We start from the raw sequence: 16612 nt of genomic DNA, 5'->3' as shown, positions 1-16612 counted from the left end.
AGCCATGATCAAACTCTTCAATTTAAAAGTTTGATGCTCAAAGAATTAAACTTCGTAATGAATTACGTGTTCACTCTTGAGACTTGGTATTCATTTTTCGTCTTGCGACGTTAAGAATCCGTATCTTCGAGTGCCCACACAGATTGTCTGATAAATTGTTAAAGAGCAGTGCCGCTTCGCTTTTTCTCAGCGGCGCGGGGTGTGCATAATACGCTTTCCCGCTACAGAGTCAAGCATTTATTTTTGCTTTCTCTGCCGGAATTCTCAGGAGAACCCCGCTCACCCGGCGGCGTGTTTGCCGTTGTTCCGTGTCAGTGGTGGCGCATTATAGGGAGTTATTCCGGCCTGACAAGCGAAAAATATAAAAACTTTATCGTTCGCTCATTTTTCAGGCAAAACATCTTAAATATAGTCTTTTCCGTCTAACTTATAGACAAAAACGAGCCCCGAAGGGCTCGTTTTATCATTTACTGGACGGCGACAATCCGGTCTTCATTAACTTCCAGGCGAATCACTTTACCCGGAACCAATTCACCAGACAGTATTTGCTGTGCCAGCGGGTTTTCAATCTGCTGCTGAATTGCACGTTTCAGAGGACGTGCGCCATAGACCGGATCGTAACCGTTCTCGCTCAGCAGTTTCAGCGCCTCGTCAGAAATGTGGATTTCATAACCACGTTCTTCCAGACGTTTATACAGACGTTTCAACTGAATCTGCGCAATCGACGCAATGTGCTGTTCACCCAGCGGATGGAAGACCACCACTTCATCGATACGGTTAATGAATTCCGGACGGAAGTTATGGCTAACCACACCGAGCACCAGCTCTTTCATGTGCGCATAATCCAGTTCACCGAAGCGTTCCTGAATCAAATCGGAACCGAGGTTAGAGGTCATAATGACAACCGTATTACGGAAGTCGACCGTTCTCCCCTGCCCGTCAGTCAGACGCCCATCATCCAGTACCTGCAACAGAATGTTGAAGACATCCGGATGCGCTTTTTCCACTTCATCCAGCAGAATGACGGAATACGGACGACGACGCACCGCTTCGGTCAGGTAGCCACCTTCTTCATAACCGACATATCCCGGAGGCGCACCAACCAGACGAGACACCGAGTGTTTCTCCATAAACTCGGACATATCGATACGGACCATCGCCTCGTCGCTATCAAACATAAAGTTCGCTAGCGCCTTACAAAGCTCAGTTTTCCCCACACCGGTTGGGCCGAGGAACAGGAATGAACCAATCGGGCGATTTGGATCCGCCAGCCCCGCACGGCTACGACGAATAGCGTTAGATACCGCATCAACCGCTTCGTTCTGACCAATAACGCGATGGTGCAGTTCTTGCTCCATACGCAGCAGTTTTTCGCGCTCGCTTTCCATCATGCGAGAAACCGGAATCCCCGTCCAACGCGCCAGCACTTCAGCAATTTCGGCATCGGTCACTTTATTACGCAACAGACGCATAGTTTTGCCTTCGAGCTGCGTTGCGGCTTCCAGTTGCTTTTCCAGTTCCGGGATTTTGCCGTATTGCAGTTCAGACATCCGCGCCAGGTCACCCACACGGCGAGCCTGTTCAATAGCAATTTTCGCCTGTTCCAGTTCCGCTTTAATGGTCTGCGTACCAGAAAGCGAGGCTTTCTCTGCTTTCCACTCTTCTTCTAACTCGGAGTACTGACGTTCTTTGTCGCTCAGTTCTTCGTTGAGCATATCCAGGCGTTTTTTACTGGCTTCATCAGACTCTTTCATTAACGCCTGTTGTTCCAGTTTGAGCTGGATGATACGGCGATCGAGTCGGTCGAGTTCTTCTGGTTTTGAGTCAATCTGCATACGAATGCTGGATGCTGCTTCATCGATCAGGTCGATGGCTTTATCCGGCAGCTGACGGTCAGCAATGTAGCGATGAGACAACGTCGCTGCTGCAACAATTGCCGGGTCAGTAATTTGCACATGGTGGTGCAGCTCGTAACGTTCTTTCAGGCCTCGCAGAATAGCAATGGTATCTTCAACAGAAGGCTCGGCAACAAACACTTTCTGGAAACGACGTTCCAGCGCAGCATCTTTTTCGATGTACTGGCGATATTCGTCAAGCGTCGTGGCACCTACGCAGTGCAATTCACCACGCGCCAACGCTGGTTTCAGCATGTTTCCGGCGTCCATTGCGCCATCGGCTTTACCCGCGCCGACCATGGTATGTAATTCGTCGATAAACAGGATGACGTTGCCTTCCTGTTTAGCAAGATCGTTAAGTACGCCTTTTAAACGTTCTTCAAACTCACCGCGATATTTCGCCCCAGCCACCAGCGCGCCCATATCCAGCGCCAGTACGCGGCGGCCTTTCAACCCTTCGGGCACTTCGCCGTTGATAATACGCTGCGCCAGACCTTCAACGATGGCAGTTTTACCGACGCCGGGTTCACCAATCAATACCGGGTTATTTTTAGTACGACGTTGCAGCACCTGAATGGTACGGCGAATTTCTTCATCACGACCAATCACCGGATCGAGTTTGCCTTGTTCGGCTCGTTCGGTAAGGTCGATGGTATATTTTTTCAAAGCCTGACGTTGGTCTTCAGCACCTTGATCGTTCACGCTTTCACCTCCACGCATTTGTTCAATCGCTTGAGTAATGTTGGCGGTGGTCGCCCCTGCTGCTTTCAGGATGTCGGCCAGCGTGCCGCGAGACTCAAGTGCCGCCAGAACGAACAGTTCTGACGAGATAAAGTTATCACCACGTTTTTGCGCCAGCTTGTCGCAAAGATTAAGAACGCGCACCAGATCCTGTGATGGCTGGACATCACCACCAGTACCTTCAACCTGTGGTAAACGATTTAATGCCTGATTGATATCTGTGCGCAACTGGCCAGCATTAATGCCAGCGGATGTTAATAAAGGACTAACCGAACCCCCTTCCTGATTCAGCAGGGCGCTCATTAAATGAAGTGGTTCGATGAATTGGTTGTCGTGCCCGAGTGCAAGTGATTGGGCATCGGCAAGAGCAAGCTGGAATTTATTAGTAAGACGATCCAGACGCATAACTCCTCCCATAACGGATCAAAGTTGCTACTGGAGATTAAATGAGGTCATCCCTCAATTATTCAAGGTTATTGACCAGATTAATGTGAAAAGAAAATCACGCGTACCGGATCGTCTTGATTCTTTAGGTTATATCAGCCAAATGAAACTTGCCATACGACCGGTGGTCTTGTCGCGACGATAAGAGAAGAAAGTCTCATTTTCCGTATATGTACAACGGTCGCCGCCGAAAATTTGTTCAACACCAACGCTCGCCAGACGCTGCCGGGCAAGCTGATAAATATCCGCCAGATACTTATCACCATGCTGAATGAAAGCTGTACTCGCTTTGGCGTCTACTGCCATAAACGCCTCGCGAACCTCCGCCCCCACTTCGAACGCACGTGGCCCAATTGCCGGCCCTAACCAGGCGAGAATATTTTCCGGATTATCAGCAAAACAGGAAACCGTCTCTTCCAACACGCCTGCGCACAGTCCACGCCAGCCAGCATGAGCGGCGGCGACCTCCGTTCCCGCACGATTGCAAAACAGCACGGGCAGGCAGTCGGCAGTCATCACTGCGCAAACCGTGCCAGGCGTATTGCTATAAGAGGCATCTGCTCGTTTTGAGGCATAAGGTTCGCCAATAAGCTTAAGCACGTCTTTGCCGTGTACCTGCTCAAGCCAGACCGGTTTAGAAGGCAAATTGCCCGCAGCAAAAAGTCGCTTGCGATTCTCCCCAACGTGATCCGGGTTATCGCCACAATGGGCACCGAGGTTGAGCGAGTCATACGGGGGTAAGCTCACACCGCCGATACGGGTAGAGCTACAAGCCGCAACACCTTTTGGCAGCGGCCACTGCGGGACAATCAGCTTACTCATAACCAGTCCACTTCATCCTTATGCTCTTCGAAATCGGCGCGCATCTCCTCAATCAGCTCCACCATATCTTGTGGAATAGGCGCATGCCATTCCATTTCGATGCCGGAGATCGGGTGATAAAGACGCAGCATGGTTGCATGAAGCGCCTGACGGTCAAACTTACGCAGCGTGGAGATAAACGCTTCCGAAGCACCTTTTGGCGGACGCGGACGTCCACCATAAACCGGATCGCCCACCAGCGGATGAGTGATATGGACCATATGCACGCGGATCTGGTGCGTACGTCCGGTTTCCAGACGCAACCGCAGACGCGTGTGCACACGGAAGTGTTCCATGATGCGATAGTGAGTGACCGCCGGTTTACCCATGGGATGTACCGCCATGTGAGTACGTTTGGTCGGGTGGCGGCTGATTGGTTCATCTACTGTACCGCCAGCGGTCATATGACCAATTGCCACCGCTTCATACTCACGTGTAATTTCACGCCGTTGCAAAGATTCGACTAAACGCGTCTGAGCCGGAACGGTTTTTGCCACAACCATCAGGCCAGTGGTGTCTTTATCCAGACGATGGACAATGCCCGCACGCGGTACATCGGCAATGGGCGGATAATAATGAAGCAATGCATTCAGTACCGTGCCATCCGGGTTACCCGCGCCAGGATGTACCACCAGGTCGCGCGGTTTATTAATAACGATGATATCTTCATCTTCATAGACGATATCCAGCGGGATATCCTGCGGTTCAAAACGCGCTTCTTCTTCAATCTCAGCGTTGATGGCAACCTGCTCGCCACCCAATACTTTTTCTTTCGGCTTATCACACACTTTGCCGTTAACCAGCACACGCTGGTCGAGGATCCATTCTTTTATCCGCGAACGTGAATAATCCGGGAACATTTCGGCCAAAGCCTGATCTAAGCGTTGACCGAGTTGGTTTTCGGACACCGTTGCAGTGAGCTGTACTCGTTGTGCCATATATACTGCTTCTTCGTTTATCGTTGGGGTTTTACGGCTTTGCCGTTTAATATAGTGTGCTATTGTAGCTGGTCTTAACCGGGAGCAGGAACAGAGAATCTCCCGTATTACATTTTGAGGAAAGTCAAAACGTCATGACGCGCATGAAATATCTGGTGGCAGCCGCCACACTAAGCCTGTTTTTGGCGGGTTGCTCGGGGTCAAAGGAAGAAGTACCTGATAATCCGCCAAATGAAATTTACGCGACTGCACAACAAAAGCTGCAGGACGGTAACTGGAGACAGGCAATAACGCAACTGGAAGCGTTAGATAATCGCTATCCGTTTGGTCCGTATTCGCAGCAGGTGCAGCTGGATCTCATCTACGCCTACTATAAAAACGCCGATTTGCCGTTAGCACAGGCTGCCATCGATCGTTTTATTCGCCTTAACCCGACCCATCCGAATATCGATTATGTCATGTACATGCGTGGCCTGACCAATATGGCGCTCGATGACAGTGCACTGCAAGGGTTCTTTGGCGTCGACCGTAGCGATCGCGATCCTCAACATGCACGAGCTGCGTTTAGTGACTTTTCCAAACTGGTGCGCGGCTATCCGAACAGTCAGTACACCACCGATGCCACCAAACGTCTGGTATTCCTGAAAGATCGTCTGGCGAAATATGAATACTCCGTTGCCGAGTATTATACAGAACGTGGTGCATGGGTTGCTGTCGTTAACCGCGTAGAAGGCATGTTGCGCGACTATCCGGATACCCAGGCTACGCGTGATGCGCTGCCGCTGATGGAAAATGCATACCGTCAGATGCAGATGAATGCGCAAGCTGAAAAAGTAGCGAAAATCATCGCCGCAAACAGCAGCAATACATAACAGAAACCTGAAACACAAAACGGCAGCCTTGAGCTGCCGTTTTTTTATTCTGTTAGTTGTGAAACTGAAGCGATTTAGTCACTATCGATCTCATCAAATATGGCCCGCTTTGAGATATTCCTCAAGTAAAAAAACACCTCTTCCTGCGATTTCTCACAAAAAAGATTCGTTGACAAAAAGTGACAAAATTATGAGATTTCCATCACACATTTTGACATCAGGAACGTTATGCTGAATTCACCAAGACGGGAAGACAAGAGGTAAAATTTATGACAATGAACATTACCAGCAAACAAATGGAAATTACTCCGGCCATCCGCCAACATGTCGCAGACCGTCTCGCCAAACTGGAAAAATGGCAAACACATCTGATTAATCCACATATCATTCTGTCCAAAGAGCCACAAGGGTTTGTTGCTGACGCCACAATCAATACACCTAACGGCGTTCTGGTTGCCAGTGGTAAACATGAAGATATGTACACCGCAATTAACGAATTGATCAACAAGCTGGAACGGCAGCTCAATAAACTGCAGCACAAAGGCGAAGCACGTCGTGCCGCAACATCGGTGAAAGACGCCAACTTCGTCGAAGAAGTTGAAGAAGAGTAGTCCTTTATATTGAGTGTATCGCCAACGCGCCTTCGGGCGCGTTTTTTGTTGACAGCGTGAAAACAGTACGGGTACTGTACTAAAGTCACTTAAGGAAACAAACATGAAACACACACCGTTTTTCTTCGCATTCTTTTTTACCTTCCCCTGAATGGGAGGCGTTTCGTCGTGTGAAACAGAATGCGAAGACGAACAATAAGGCCTCCCAAATCGGGGGGCCTTTTTTATTGATAACAAAAAGGCAACACTATGACATCGGAAAACCCGTTACTGGCGCTGCGAGAAAAAATCAGCGCGCTGGATGAAAAATTATTAGCATTACTGGCAGAGCGACGCGAACTGGTCGTCGAGGTGGGAAAAGCCAAACTGCTTTCGCATCGCCCGGTACGTGATATTGATCGTGAACGCGATTTGCTGGAAAGATTAATTACGCTCGGTAAAGCGCACCATCTGGACGCCCATTACATTACTCGCCTGTTCCAGCTCATCATTGAAGATTCCGTATTAACTCAGCAGGCTTTACTCCAGCAACATCTCAATAAAATTAATCCGCACTCAGCACGCATCGCTTTTCTCGGCCCCAAAGGTTCTTATTCCCATCTTGCGGCGCGCCAGTATGCTGCCCGTCACTTTGAGCAATTCATTGAAAGTGGCTGCGCCAAATTTGCCGATATTTTTAATCAGGTGGAAACCGGCCAGGCCGACTATGCCGTCGTACCGATTGAAAATACCAGCTCCGGTGCCATAAACGACGTTTACGATCTGCTGCAACATACCAGTTTGTCGATTGTTGGCGAGATGACGTTAACTATCGATCATTGTTTGTTGGTCTCCGGCACTACTGATTTATCCACCATCAATACGGTCTACAGCCATCCGCAGCCGTTCCAGCAATGCAGCAAATTCCTTAATCGTTATCCGCACTGGAAGATTGAATATACCGAAAGTACGTCTGCGGCAATGGAAAAGGTTGCACAGGCAAAATCACCGCATGTTGCTGCGTTGGGAAGCGAAGCTGGCGGCACTTTGTACGGTTTGCAGGTACTGGAGCGTATTGAAGCGAATCAGCGACAAAACTTCACCCGATTTGTGGTGTTGGCACGTAAAGCCATTAACGTTTCTGACCAGGTTCCGGCGAAAACGACGTTGTTAATGGCGACCGGACAACAAGCTGGTGCACTGGTTGAAGCGTTGCTGGTACTGCGCAACCACAGTCTAATTATGACCCGTCTGGAATCACGTCCGATTCACGGTAATCCGTGGGAAGAGATGTTTTATCTGGATATTCAGGCCAATCTTGAATCAGCGGAAATGCAAAAAGCATTGAAAGAGTTAGGGGAAATCACCCGTTCGATGAAGGTATTGGGCTGTTACCCAAGTGAGAACGTAGTGCCTGTTGATCCAACCTGATGAAAAAGTGCCGGATGATGTGAATCATCCGGCACTGGATTATTACTGGCGATTGTCATTCGCCTGACGCAATAACACGCGGCTTTCACTCTGAAAACGCTGTGCGTAATCGCCGAACCAGTGCTCCACCTTGCGGAAACTGTCAATAAACGCCTGCTTATCGCCCTGCTCCAGCAACTCAATCGCCTCGCCGAAACGCTTATAGTAACGTTTGATTAACGCCAGATTACGCTCTGACGACATAATAATGTCGGCATAAAGCTGCGGATCCTGAGCAAACAGTCGCCCGACCATCGCCAGCTCAAGGCGGTAAATCGGCGAAGAGAGCGCCAGTAGTTGCTCAAGCTGAACATTTTCTTCTGCCAGGTGCAGCCCATAAGCAAAAGTAGCAAAGTGGCGCAGAGCCTGAATAAACGCCATATTCTGATCGTGCTCGACAGCGCTAATACGATGCAACCGAGCGCCCCAGACCTGAATTTGCTCCAGAAACCATTGGTATGCTTCCGGCTTACGTCCATCACACCAGACCACAACTTGCTTTGCCAGGCTACCGCTGTCCGGGCCGAACATCGGGTGTAACCCCAGCACCGGGCCATCGTGCGCCGCCAGCATGGCCTGTAATGGTCCATTTTTCACTGATGCCAGATCAACCAGAATACAATCTTTCGGTAAAGGCGGTAATTTGCCGATAACTTGCTCAGTAACGTGGATGGGCACACTAACAATCACCATTCCGGCATCGGCAACAATATCAGCCGCTCGATCCCAGTCATGTTGCTCCAGAATCCGCACCTGATAACCCGAGAGTATCAGCATCTTCTCGAACAGACGTCCCATCTGACCGCCACCACCGACGATAACCACCGGGCGCAGTGACGGACAAAGCGTTTTAAATCCTTTGTCGTTTTCACTGGAGTAAGATTCACGCATCACCCGACGCAAAACATCCTCAATCAGATCTGGCGGTACACCCAGAGCTTCCGCCTCCGCACGACGCGAGGCCAACATAGATGCCTCGCGCTCCGGAACATAAATAGGCAGTCCAAATCGGCTTTTCACCTCGCCCACTTCAGCAACCAATTCCAGACGCTTCGCTAATAAATTCAGCAGCGCTTTATCGACTTCATCAATTTGATCGCGTAATGCGGTCAACTCAGCAACCATAATAAACCTCTTAAGCCACGCGAGCCGTCAGCTGCCCGTTCAGATCCTGATGAATTTCACGCAGCAAGGCATCGGTCATTTCCCAGCTAATGCAGGCATCGGTTACGGATACACCGTATTTCATTTCACTGCGCGGTTGCTCGGAAGACTGATTGCCCTCGTGGATATTACTTTCGATCATCAGACCAATAATTGAGCGATTGCCATCTTTGATTTGAGCAACCACGGATTCTGCCACCGCAGGCTGACGGCGATAATCTTTATTGGAATTACCGTGGCTGCAATCTACCATCAGAGACGGGCGCAGTCCCGCCTGTTCCATCTCTTTTTCACATTGCGCAACATCCGCAGGGCTATAGTTTGGCGCTTTACCACCGCGCAGGATCACATGCCCGTCCGGATTCCCCTGAGTTTGTAGCAACGCAACCTGCCCTGCCTGGTTAATGCCAACAAAACGGTGCGGCTGGGCGGCGGCGCGCATAGCGTTAATTGCCGTTGCCAGACTGCCATCGGTGCCGTTTTTAAAACCAACCGGCATGGAAAGCCCGGAGGCCATTTCACGGTGAGTTTGCGATTCCGTTGTACGAGCACCAATTGCTGACCAGCTAAACAGATCGCCCAGGTATTGCGGGCTATTCGGATCTAACGCTTCCGTCGCCAGTGGCAGTCCCATATTCACCAGCTCAAGCAGCAATTTACGCGCGATCTGCAGCCCGGCTTCTACATCAAAAGAGCCATCCATATGGGGATCGTTAATTAACCCTTTCCAGCCGACAGTGGTACGGGGTTTTTCAAAATAGACGCGCATTACCAGATAGAGGCTATCGCTGACCTCTGCGGCAAGGGCTTTAAATCGACGAGCATATTCCAGAGCAGTTTCCGGATCATGAATGGAACAAGGACCACATACTACCAGAAGACGAGGATCGCGCCCGGCGATAATATCTGAAATGGTTTTACGCGAGTCAGCAATCTGGGCTTCTTGTTGCAGGCTTAATGGAAAAGCGGCCTTCAGTTGTTCCGGAGTCATTAAAACCTGTTCGTCGGTAATATGTACGTTATTCAGCGCGTCTTTTTGCATGATGGCGATCCTGTTTATGCTCGTTTGCGATAGTTGATCCTCAGCGAGGATGACGTAACGATAACACATAAAGTAAAGTTTTCAATCCATATTTCGTACACATTTCTTTACGTAAGCAATTTATTCGCGCTTTTTACCCTTATTTCTGTATATATAAATTTACACCATCTTTAAAAACAATCCGCTATGCTTTGAAAAAGGAGAAAGAAATGATGAAAAAATTTATCGCCCCCTTGTTGGCTTTACTGGTTAGCGGATGTCAGATTGATCCTTATACTCACGCGCCAACCTTGACCAGCACCGACTGGTATGATGTTGGTATGGAAGATGCGATATCGGGCAGCGCCATTAAAGATGACGATGCATTTAGCGATTCACAGGCGGATCGCGGTCTATACCTTAAAGGATATGCCGAAGGGCAAAAGAAAACTTGCCAGACCGATTTTACTTATGCCCGGGGGCTTTCTGGTAAAAGCTTTCCTGCCAGCTGCAATAATGTTGAAAATGCCAGCCAACTGCATGAAGTATGGCGAAAAGGGGCTGATGAAAATGCCAGCACAATACGATTAAATTAATTACCCCCAAAATAAATTAAGCATGAGATTTTACTCATTATGTTTTATTTCTCACATTGATGACGACCGCATGAAAGGATGATATTTTAATGAGCATTCTGAAAAAATATCGATGCATTTCGAGCGAAGATGGTGAGGATCCCTGAATGCGTTTTTCTCACCGACTGTTCTTACTGCTGATTCTCCTGCTGACGGGAGCACCAATACTCGCTCAGGAACCTTCTGACGTTGCGAAAAACGTGCGTATGATGGTTTCCGGTATTGTCAGTTACACCCGCTGGCCTGGGCTATCAGGGCCACCAAAGTTATGTATCTTTTCATCTTCACGTTTTAGTACCGCCTTACAAGAAAATGCTGCTACATCTTTACCTTATCTGCCTGTCATCATTCATACTCAACAAGAGGCGATAATTTCAGGCTGCAATGGTTTTTATTTTGGCAACGAGTCACCGACATTCCAGATGGAATTAACCGAACAATATCCGTCAAAGGCGTTATTATTAATTGCCGAACAAAATACCGAGTGCATTATTGGTAGCGCCTTTTGTCTGATCATCCACAATAATGACGTCAGATTTGCCGTAAACCTGGATGCCTTATCGCGTAGCGGTGTAAAGGTCAACCCGGATGTCTTAATGCTCGCACGGAAGAAAAATGATGGATAACGATAATTCTCTTCATAAGCGCCCCACGTTTAAAAGAGCATTACGCAACATCAGCATGACCAGCATATTTATCACTATGACGCTGATCTGGCTGCTGCTTTCCGTGACGTCAGTGCTAACCCTGAAACAATACGCGCAAAAAAACCTGGCACTGACAGCAGCAACAATGACTTACAGTCTGGAAGCAGCTGTCGTTTTTGCCGATGGCCCTGCAGCAACTGAAACACTGGCAGCGCTGGGCCAGCAAGGCCAATTTTCAACTGCAGAAGTGCGTGATAAGCAGCAAAATATTCTGGCATCCTGGCATTACACCCATAAGGAACCAGGCGATACTTTCAGCAATTTCATAAGCCACTGGCTCTTCCCTGCCCCCATCATTCAGCCGATTCGTCACAATAGTGAAACCATTGGCGAAGTACGCTTAACTGCTCGCGACAGTTCAATCAGCCATTTTATCTGGTTTTCGCTCGCTGTCCTGACCGGTTGTATTCTGCTGGCATCAGGCATCGCAATTACCCTCACCCGCCATTTGCACAATGGCCTGGTGGAAGCGCTGAAAAATATCACCGATGTCGTACATGATGTGCGTTCTAACCGCAATTTTTCCCGACGAGTTTCGGAAGAACGTATCGCTGAGTTTCACCGCTTCGCTCTCGACTTCAACAGTCTGCTGGATGAAATGGAAGAGTGGCAGCTTCGTTTACAGGCCAAAAATGCGCAGCTTCTACGTACCGCGCTACATGACCCATTAACCGGGCTGGCTAACCGCGCAGCGTTTCGTAGCGGCATCAACACGTTGATGAACAATTCCGATGCCCGAAAAACGTCGGCGTTACTATTTCTTGATGGCGATAATTTCAAATATATCAATGATACCTGGGGTCATGCGACGGGCGATAGAGTCTTGATTGAAATAGCAAAACGGTTAGCTGAATTTGGCGGGCTGCGACATAAAGCATACCGCCTGGGCGGCGATGAATTCGCTATGGTGCTCTATGATGTACAGTCGGAATCTGAAGTGCAGCAGATATGCTCAGCACTGACACAAATTTTTAATCTCCCGTTTGATCTTCATAATGGCCATCAAACTACCATGACATTAAGCATTGGTTACGCGATGACCATTGAGCACGCCTCTGCGGAAAATTTACAAGAGCTTGCCGATCACAATATGTATCAGGCCAAACACCAGCGTGCCGAAAAACTGGTGAGATAACAAGGATATATCGATATGATAAAGCACCTGCTAGCCCCCCTGATTTTCACCTCGCTAATACTTACTGGCTGCCAGTCCCCTCAGGGAAAGTTTACTCCTGAGCAAGTCGCCGCTATGCAATCTTATGGATTTACTGAATCCGCCGGCGACTGGTCGCTGGGCTTATCAGATGCCATTCTGTTCGCAAAAAATGACTACAAATTGCTCCCGGAAAGCCAGCAACAAATCCAAACCATGGCAGCCAAATTGGCCTCGACAGGGCTAACACATGCCCGTATGGATGGACACACCGACAACTATGGTGAAGACAGTTACAACGAAGTCTTATCATTAAAACGGGCGAATGTCGTGGCCGATGCATGGGCTATGGGTGGACAAATTCCGCGCAGCAATCTCATCACACAGGGTTTAGGAAAAAAATATCCCATAGCCAGTAACAAGACCGCCCAGGGCCGCGCCGAAAACCGCCGCGTCGCAGTGGTGATTACAACCCCTTAAAACACGAGCAAACAGACAAAAAAAGGGCCAGCCAATTGGCCAGCCCTTCTTAACAGGATGTCGCTTAAGCGAAATCTTAGTTAAGACGCTCTTTGATACGAGCAGCCTTACCAGTACGCTCACGCAGGTAGTACAGTTTAGCTTTACGAACAGCACCACGACGTTTGACAGAAATGCTGTCAACTACCGGAGAGTGAGTCTGGAAGACACGCTCAACGCCTTCGCCGTTGGAAATTTTACGAACAGTGAATGCAGAGTGCAGACCGCGGTTACGAATTGCGATAACCACGCCCTCGAATGCCTGCAGACGTTTTTTGGAACCTTCAACAACCCATACTTTCACTTCCACGGTATCACCCGGACGGAAGGAAGGTACGTCCTGCTTCATCTGCTCTTGTTCAAGTTGCTTAATAATGTTGCTCATAATTTAATCTCTTATCCTGGGTAAACTGATATCTCGGGGGCTTACGCCATCCCATCATGTTTATGTTGCTGTTGTGCGTGTTCCGTTTTGAACTCCGCCAGCAACCTTGCTTGCTCTTCAGTCAGAGCCAGGTTTTCCAGAAGTTCAGGTCTTCTAAGCCAGGTACGGCCCAGCGACTGTTTCAAACGCCAGCGACGTATCTCGGCATGGTTGCCCGACAGTAACACTGGCGGAACTTCCATCCCTTCTAACACCTCAGGCCGCGTATAGTGCGGGCAATCCAGCAATCCTTCAGCAAAGGAGTCTTCCGTTGCCGAGGCCTCATGTCCCAGTACTCCCGGAATAAACCGGGAAACGGAGTCAATCAGCGTCATTGCTGGTAACTCACCACCACTGAGAACGTAATCGCCGATTGACCATTCTTCATCAATTTCGGTTTGGATCACGCGCTCATCTATACCTTCGTAGCGACCGCACACCAGAATCAATTTTTGATTCGTTGCCAGCTCGCTGACGCCCGCTTGATCAAGCTTGCGTCCCTGTGGTGACAGATAAATCACCTTTGCGCCTTCACCCGCCGCGGCTTTTGCTGCATGAATGGCGTCCCGCAAGGGTTGCACCATCATTAACATCCCCGGTCCGCCGCCGTAAGGACGATCGTCCACGGTACGGTGCCGATCATACGTGAAGTCGCGAGGACTCCAGCTCTGGATGCTCAGCAGGCCATTTTTAACTGCCCGGCCAGTTACCCCGTAATCGGTAATTGCGCGGAACATTTCAGGAAACAGGCTAATTATGCCAATCCACATAGCGCCGTCTTTTACCGTTTATCCGGTGGTTTAAAAACCAGGATCCCAATCTACTTCGATTGAACGAGTAGTGAGATCGACTTTCTTGATAACCTGCCCATCGAGGAACGGTACGAGACGTTCCTTGATACCAAACGCATCTTTCAGGTTTGCCTTAATGACGAGAACGTCATTAGATCCGGTTTCCATCATATCTACGACTTTACCGAGATCGTAGCCTTCAGTGGTTACTACCTGGCAGCCCATCAGGTCTTTCCAGTAGTAGTCACCCTCTTCAAGCTGAGGCAACTGCGATGAATCCACGACAATTTCACAATTCGTCAGCAGGTTCGCCGCATCACGATCGTCAACGCCTTTCAGCTTGATGATCATGTCCTGATTGTGGTGCTTCCAGCTTTCCAGCTGGACTTGCTGCCACTGACCCGCCTTCTGGATAAACCAGGGCTGATAGTCAAAAATGCTTTCGGCGTCTTCGGTGGAAGAAAACACTCTGAGCCACCCACGAATACCGTAAGACGAACCCATTTTTCCCAAAACGATGGGATCAACAGGTGCTTGCGCGGTGAGTTGTTTGCTCATCATGACCACCGTGACAGATTAAGCTGCTTTGTTTACTTCTTTGATCAGCGCAGCAACGCGATCAGAAATAGTTGCGCCCTGGCCAACCCAGTGAGCGATGCGATCCAGATCCAGGCGAGTGCCTTCTTCTTTTTCGCTAGCGATTGGGTTGAAGAAACCAACGCGCTCGATGAAGCGACCGTTGCGTGCATTACGGCTGTCAGCGACAACAACCTGGTAGAACGGACGCTTTTTAGCGCCGTGACGTGCTAAACGAATAGTTACCATAACATCCTCTTGTGTGAATAAAACAACCGGACCCCATCGAGGAACGGAGTCCGGTGTCATATTAAAAGCCCGAAAATTTTACTGATTTCTGGAGAAAATGCAATCAGCAGTTAATAACTCTGTCGCATAAGGTCATTTAGCGACCAGGAAATCCCGGCGGCATCATCCCTTTCATGCTTCTCATCATCTTCGCCATCCCGCCCTTCTTCATTTTCTTCATCATGCGCTGCATGTCGTCGAACTGTTTCAGAAGACGGTTAACGTCCTGCACCTGCATACCGCAACCGGCAGCGATACGGCGCTTACGCGAACCTTTGATGATTTCTGGCTTAGCGCGCTCTTTCATCGTCATCGAGTTGATGATGGCTTCCATACGCACCAGCACTTTATCGTCCATCTGCGACTTGACGTTATCCGGGATCTGCCCCATGCCCGGCAGCTTGCCCATCAGGCTAGCCATGCCGCCCATATTTTTCATCTGGCGCAGCTGCTCAAGAAAGTCGTTGAGATCGAAGCCGTCGCCTTTTTTCAGCTTGCTGGCTAATTTCTCAGCTTGCGCGCGGTCAACTTTGCTTTCGATATCTTCGATCAGTGACAGTACGTCGCCCATGCCGAGAATACGGGAGGCAATACGGTCCGGATGGAATGGCTCCAGCGCCTCGGTTTTCTCGCCAACACCGAGGAACTTGATCGGTTTGCCAGTGATGTGACGAATAGAGAGCGCCGCACCGCCGCGGGCATCGCCGTCCACTTTGGTCAACACTACACCGGTAAGCGGTAACGCTTCATTGAATGCTTTTGCCGTATTGGCCGCATCCTGACCGGTCATGGCATCGACCACAAATAGGGTTTCAACCGGATTAATCGACGCATGGACTTGTTTGATCTCGTCCATCATCGCTTCGTCAACGTGCAGACGACCGGCAGTATCCACCAGCAGCACGTCGTAGAATTTCAGTTTGGCTTCTTTCAGCGCCGCGTTAACGATATCTACCGGCTTCTGACCAACATCAGAAGGGAAGAAATCAACGCCCACCTGCTCTGCCAGCGTCTCAAGCTGTTTGATTGCTGCCGGGCGATAGACGTCGGCAGAAACCACCAGTACTTTCTTCTTGTGCTTCTCGCGCAGGAACTTACCGAGTTTACCAACGCTGGTTGTTTTACCGGCACCTTGCAGGCCCGCCATCAGCACGACCGCAGGCGGTTGCGCAGCCAGGTTCAGGGTCTGGTTCTCTTCGCCCATCGCCGCAACCAGTTCGTTACGGACAATTTTGACGAACTCCTGCCCCGGCGTCAGGCTCTTATTAACTTCATGACCAACCGCTTTCTCTTTTACGCGATTGATAAACTCACGCACTACCGGCAGAGCGACGTCAGCCTCCAGCAGCGCCATGCGCACTTCGCGCAGCGTATCTTTTACGTTGTCTTCAGTGAGGCGTCCACGGCCACTGATATTGCGCAGCGTGCGCGACAAACGATCGGTTAAATTATCAAACATTGTCTCTCGCCTGGGGTGGAAACGGTTGGCCGCAATCGCGACACATCATCAGTATTTTGCCGCA

The 16612-nt window shown here is 49.6% G+C and carries 18 protein-coding genes and 1 other annotated feature; of the genes, 8 read left to right on the top strand and 10 right to left on the bottom strand.

The window, feature by feature from the left end; translation table 11 throughout:
• Positions 1 to 467: 467 nt before the first annotated feature.
• The 3 genes from clpB to rluD form a co-directional block, all read right to left on the bottom strand.
• The gene (gene clpB, locus ACJHX4_RS24690; protein ID WP_001235102.1) at positions 468 to 3041 is read right to left on the bottom strand and encodes an ATP-dependent chaperone ClpB; all 2574 of its coding nucleotides are present in this window, start codon (positions 3039 to 3041) and stop codon (positions 468 to 470) included.
• Between the two features lie 129 nt (positions 3042 to 3170).
• Complete coding sequence (gene yfiH / locus ACJHX4_RS24685) at positions 3171 to 3902, bottom strand: purine nucleoside phosphorylase YfiH (RefSeq protein WP_000040156.1); 732 nt, start codon at positions 3900 to 3902, stop codon at positions 3171 to 3173.
• Positions 3899 to 4879 (bottom strand): 23S rRNA pseudouridine(1911/1915/1917) synthase RluD, encoded by a 981-nt coding sequence (gene rluD, locus ACJHX4_RS24680; RefSeq protein ID WP_001531897.1) that lies wholly within the window; start codon positions 4877 to 4879, stop codon positions 3899 to 3901. The genes yfiH and rluD overlap by 4 nt, the downstream gene beginning before the upstream one ends.
• A 134-nt stretch (positions 4880 to 5013) precedes the next feature.
• On the opposite strand from rluD, the gene bamD reads away from it, so the two are divergent.
• The 4 genes from bamD to pheA all read left to right on the top strand — a co-directional run bounded on the left by bamD (position 5014) and on the right by pheA (position 7772).
• Entirely contained in the window at positions 5014 to 5751 is a 738-nt protein-coding gene (gene bamD, locus ACJHX4_RS24675; RefSeq protein ID WP_000197686.1) for an outer membrane protein assembly factor BamD, read from the top strand.
• Positions 5752 to 6020: 269 nt separating this feature from the next.
• Positions 6021 to 6362 carry a ribosome-associated translation inhibitor RaiA gene (raiA, locus tag ACJHX4_RS24670; RefSeq protein WP_000178456.1) on the top strand — a complete coding sequence of 114 codons (342 nt, stop codon included), beginning with the start codon at positions 6021 to 6023 and terminating at the stop codon, positions 6360 to 6362.
• Between the two features lie 102 nt (positions 6363 to 6464).
• Positions 6465 to 6590, top strand: a sequence feature (Phe leader region).
• Complete coding sequence (pheL, locus tag ACJHX4_RS24665) at positions 6466 to 6513, top strand: pheA operon leader peptide PheL (protein WP_001386991.1); 48 nt, start codon at positions 6466 to 6468, stop codon at positions 6511 to 6513. It overlaps the preceding feature by 48 nt.
• 21 nt (positions 6591 to 6611) lie before the next feature.
• Entirely contained in the window at positions 6612 to 7772 is a 1161-nt protein-coding gene (gene pheA, locus ACJHX4_RS24660) for a bifunctional chorismate mutase/prephenate dehydratase (protein WP_000200140.1), read from the top strand.
• A 42-nt stretch (positions 7773 to 7814) separates the two neighbouring features.
• Here pheA and tyrA read toward each other — a convergent pair whose 3' ends face one another.
• Together tyrA and aroF are read right to left on the bottom strand one after the other, a co-directional pair.
• Complete coding sequence (tyrA, locus tag ACJHX4_RS24655) at positions 7815 to 8936, bottom strand: bifunctional chorismate mutase/prephenate dehydrogenase (protein ID WP_000225212.1); 1122 nt, start codon at positions 8934 to 8936, stop codon at positions 7815 to 7817.
• A gap of 10 nt (positions 8937 to 8946) precedes the next feature.
• Positions 8947 to 10017: a 3-deoxy-7-phosphoheptulonate synthase AroF gene (gene aroF / locus ACJHX4_RS24650; RefSeq protein ID WP_001168045.1), complete on the bottom strand. Its 1071-nt coding sequence runs from the start codon at positions 10015 to 10017 to the stop codon at positions 8947 to 8949.
• A gap of 209 nt (positions 10018 to 10226) precedes the next feature.
• On the opposite strand from aroF, the gene ACJHX4_RS24645 reads away from it, so the two are divergent.
• From ACJHX4_RS24645 to ACJHX4_RS24630, 4 genes are all read left to right on the top strand, one after another.
• Positions 10227 to 10592, top strand: coding sequence for a DUF2799 domain-containing protein (locus ACJHX4_RS24645; protein ID WP_001296308.1), 366 nt, complete (start codon positions 10227 to 10229; stop codon positions 10590 to 10592).
• A gap of 146 nt (positions 10593 to 10738) precedes the next feature.
• Complete coding sequence (locus ACJHX4_RS24640) at positions 10739 to 11257, top strand: YfiR family protein (RefSeq protein ID WP_001212400.1); 519 nt, start codon at positions 10739 to 10741, stop codon at positions 11255 to 11257.
• Positions 11247 to 12473 (top strand): diguanylate cyclase DgcN, encoded by a 1227-nt coding sequence (gene dgcN / locus ACJHX4_RS24635; protein ID WP_000969008.1) that lies wholly within the window; start codon positions 11247 to 11249, stop codon positions 12471 to 12473. Before ACJHX4_RS24640 ends, dgcN begins: the two co-directional genes overlap by 11 nt.
• A 15-nt stretch (positions 12474 to 12488) precedes the next feature.
• Positions 12489 to 12971, top strand: coding sequence for an OmpA family protein (locus ACJHX4_RS24630; RefSeq protein ID WP_000589791.1), 483 nt, complete (start codon positions 12489 to 12491; stop codon positions 12969 to 12971).
• Between the two features lie 76 nt (positions 12972 to 13047).
• Here the strand turns inward: ACJHX4_RS24630 and rplS are convergent, their stop codons facing one another.
• From rplS to ffh, 5 genes are all read right to left on the bottom strand, one after another.
• Complete coding sequence (gene rplS / locus ACJHX4_RS24625) at positions 13048 to 13395, bottom strand: 50S ribosomal protein L19 (protein WP_000065253.1); 348 nt, start codon at positions 13393 to 13395, stop codon at positions 13048 to 13050.
• Between the two features lie 41 nt (positions 13396 to 13436).
• Positions 13437 to 14204: a tRNA (guanosine(37)-N1)-methyltransferase TrmD gene (gene trmD / locus ACJHX4_RS24620; RefSeq protein ID WP_000264790.1), complete on the bottom strand. Its 768-nt coding sequence runs from the start codon at positions 14202 to 14204 to the stop codon at positions 13437 to 13439.
• 30 nt (positions 14205 to 14234) lie between these two features.
• Positions 14235 to 14783: a ribosome maturation factor RimM gene (gene rimM, locus ACJHX4_RS24615; RefSeq protein ID WP_000043335.1), complete on the bottom strand. Its 549-nt coding sequence runs from the start codon at positions 14781 to 14783 to the stop codon at positions 14235 to 14237.
• Positions 14784 to 14801: 18 nt separating this feature from the next.
• Positions 14802 to 15050 carry a 30S ribosomal protein S16 gene (rpsP, locus tag ACJHX4_RS24610; protein WP_000256450.1) on the bottom strand — a complete coding sequence of 83 codons (249 nt, stop codon included), beginning with the start codon at positions 15048 to 15050 and terminating at the stop codon, positions 14802 to 14804.
• Positions 15051 to 15186: 136 nt separating this feature from the next.
• The gene (gene ffh / locus ACJHX4_RS24605) at positions 15187 to 16548 is read right to left on the bottom strand and encodes a signal recognition particle protein (protein WP_000460035.1); all 1362 of its coding nucleotides are present in this window, start codon (positions 16546 to 16548) and stop codon (positions 15187 to 15189) included.
• Between the last annotated feature and the right edge of the window lie 64 nt (positions 16549 to 16612).

Origin of the sequence: Escherichia sp. WS2035 (assembly GCF_046487065.1) — a bacterium.
GTDB classification, from domain to species: domain Bacteria; phylum Pseudomonadota; class Gammaproteobacteria; order Enterobacterales; family Enterobacteriaceae; genus Escherichia; species Escherichia coli.
This window is presented reverse-complemented; position numbering and strand designations above follow the sequence as displayed.

Excerpts from the sequence above, each read along its gene's own strand:
- rluD (WP_001531897.1), bottom strand. The coding sequence starts at position 4,879 with ATGGCACAACGAGTACAGCTCACTGCAACGGTGTCCGAAAACCAACTC.
- ffh (WP_000460035.1), bottom strand. The coding sequence starts at position 16,548 with ATGTTTGATAATTTAACCGATCGTTTGTCGCGCACGCTGCGCAATATC.
- yfiH (WP_000040156.1), bottom strand. The coding sequence starts at position 3,902 with ATGAGTAAGCTGATTGTCCCGCAGTGGCCGCTGCCAAAAGGTGTTGCG.
- dgcN (WP_000969008.1), top strand. The coding sequence starts at position 11,247 with ATGATGGATAACGATAATTCTCTTCATAAGCGCCCCACGTTTAAAAGA.
- rplS (WP_000065253.1), bottom strand. The coding sequence starts at position 13,395 with ATGAGCAACATTATTAAGCAACTTGAACAAGAGCAGATGAAGCAGGAC.
- clpB (WP_001235102.1), bottom strand. The coding sequence starts at position 3,041 with ATGCGTCTGGATCGTCTTACTAATAAATTCCAGCTTGCTCTTGCCGAT.
- trmD (WP_000264790.1), bottom strand. The coding sequence starts at position 14,204 with ATGTGGATTGGCATAATTAGCCTGTTTCCTGAAATGTTCCGCGCAATT.
- bamD (WP_000197686.1), top strand. The coding sequence starts at position 5,014 with ATGACGCGCATGAAATATCTGGTGGCAGCCGCCACACTAAGCCTGTTT.
- ACJHX4_RS24640 (WP_001212400.1), top strand. The coding sequence starts at position 10,739 with ATGCGTTTTTCTCACCGACTGTTCTTACTGCTGATTCTCCTGCTGACG.
- pheA (WP_000200140.1), top strand. The coding sequence starts at position 6,612 with ATGACATCGGAAAACCCGTTACTGGCGCTGCGAGAAAAAATCAGCGCG.
- ACJHX4_RS24645 (WP_001296308.1), top strand. The coding sequence starts at position 10,227 with ATGATGAAAAAATTTATCGCCCCCTTGTTGGCTTTACTGGTTAGCGGA.
- raiA (WP_000178456.1), top strand. The coding sequence starts at position 6,021 with ATGACAATGAACATTACCAGCAAACAAATGGAAATTACTCCGGCCATC.
- tyrA (WP_000225212.1), bottom strand. The coding sequence starts at position 8,936 with ATGGTTGCTGAGTTGACCGCATTACGCGATCAAATTGATGAAGTCGAT.
- rimM (WP_000043335.1), bottom strand. The coding sequence starts at position 14,783 with ATGAGCAAACAACTCACCGCGCAAGCACCTGTTGATCCCATCGTTTTG.
- aroF (WP_001168045.1), bottom strand. The coding sequence starts at position 10,017 with ATGCAAAAAGACGCGCTGAATAACGTACATATTACCGACGAACAGGTT.
- ACJHX4_RS24630 (WP_000589791.1), top strand. The coding sequence starts at position 12,489 with ATGATAAAGCACCTGCTAGCCCCCCTGATTTTCACCTCGCTAATACTT.
- rpsP (WP_000256450.1), bottom strand. The coding sequence starts at position 15,050 with ATGGTAACTATTCGTTTAGCACGTCACGGCGCTAAAAAGCGTCCGTTC.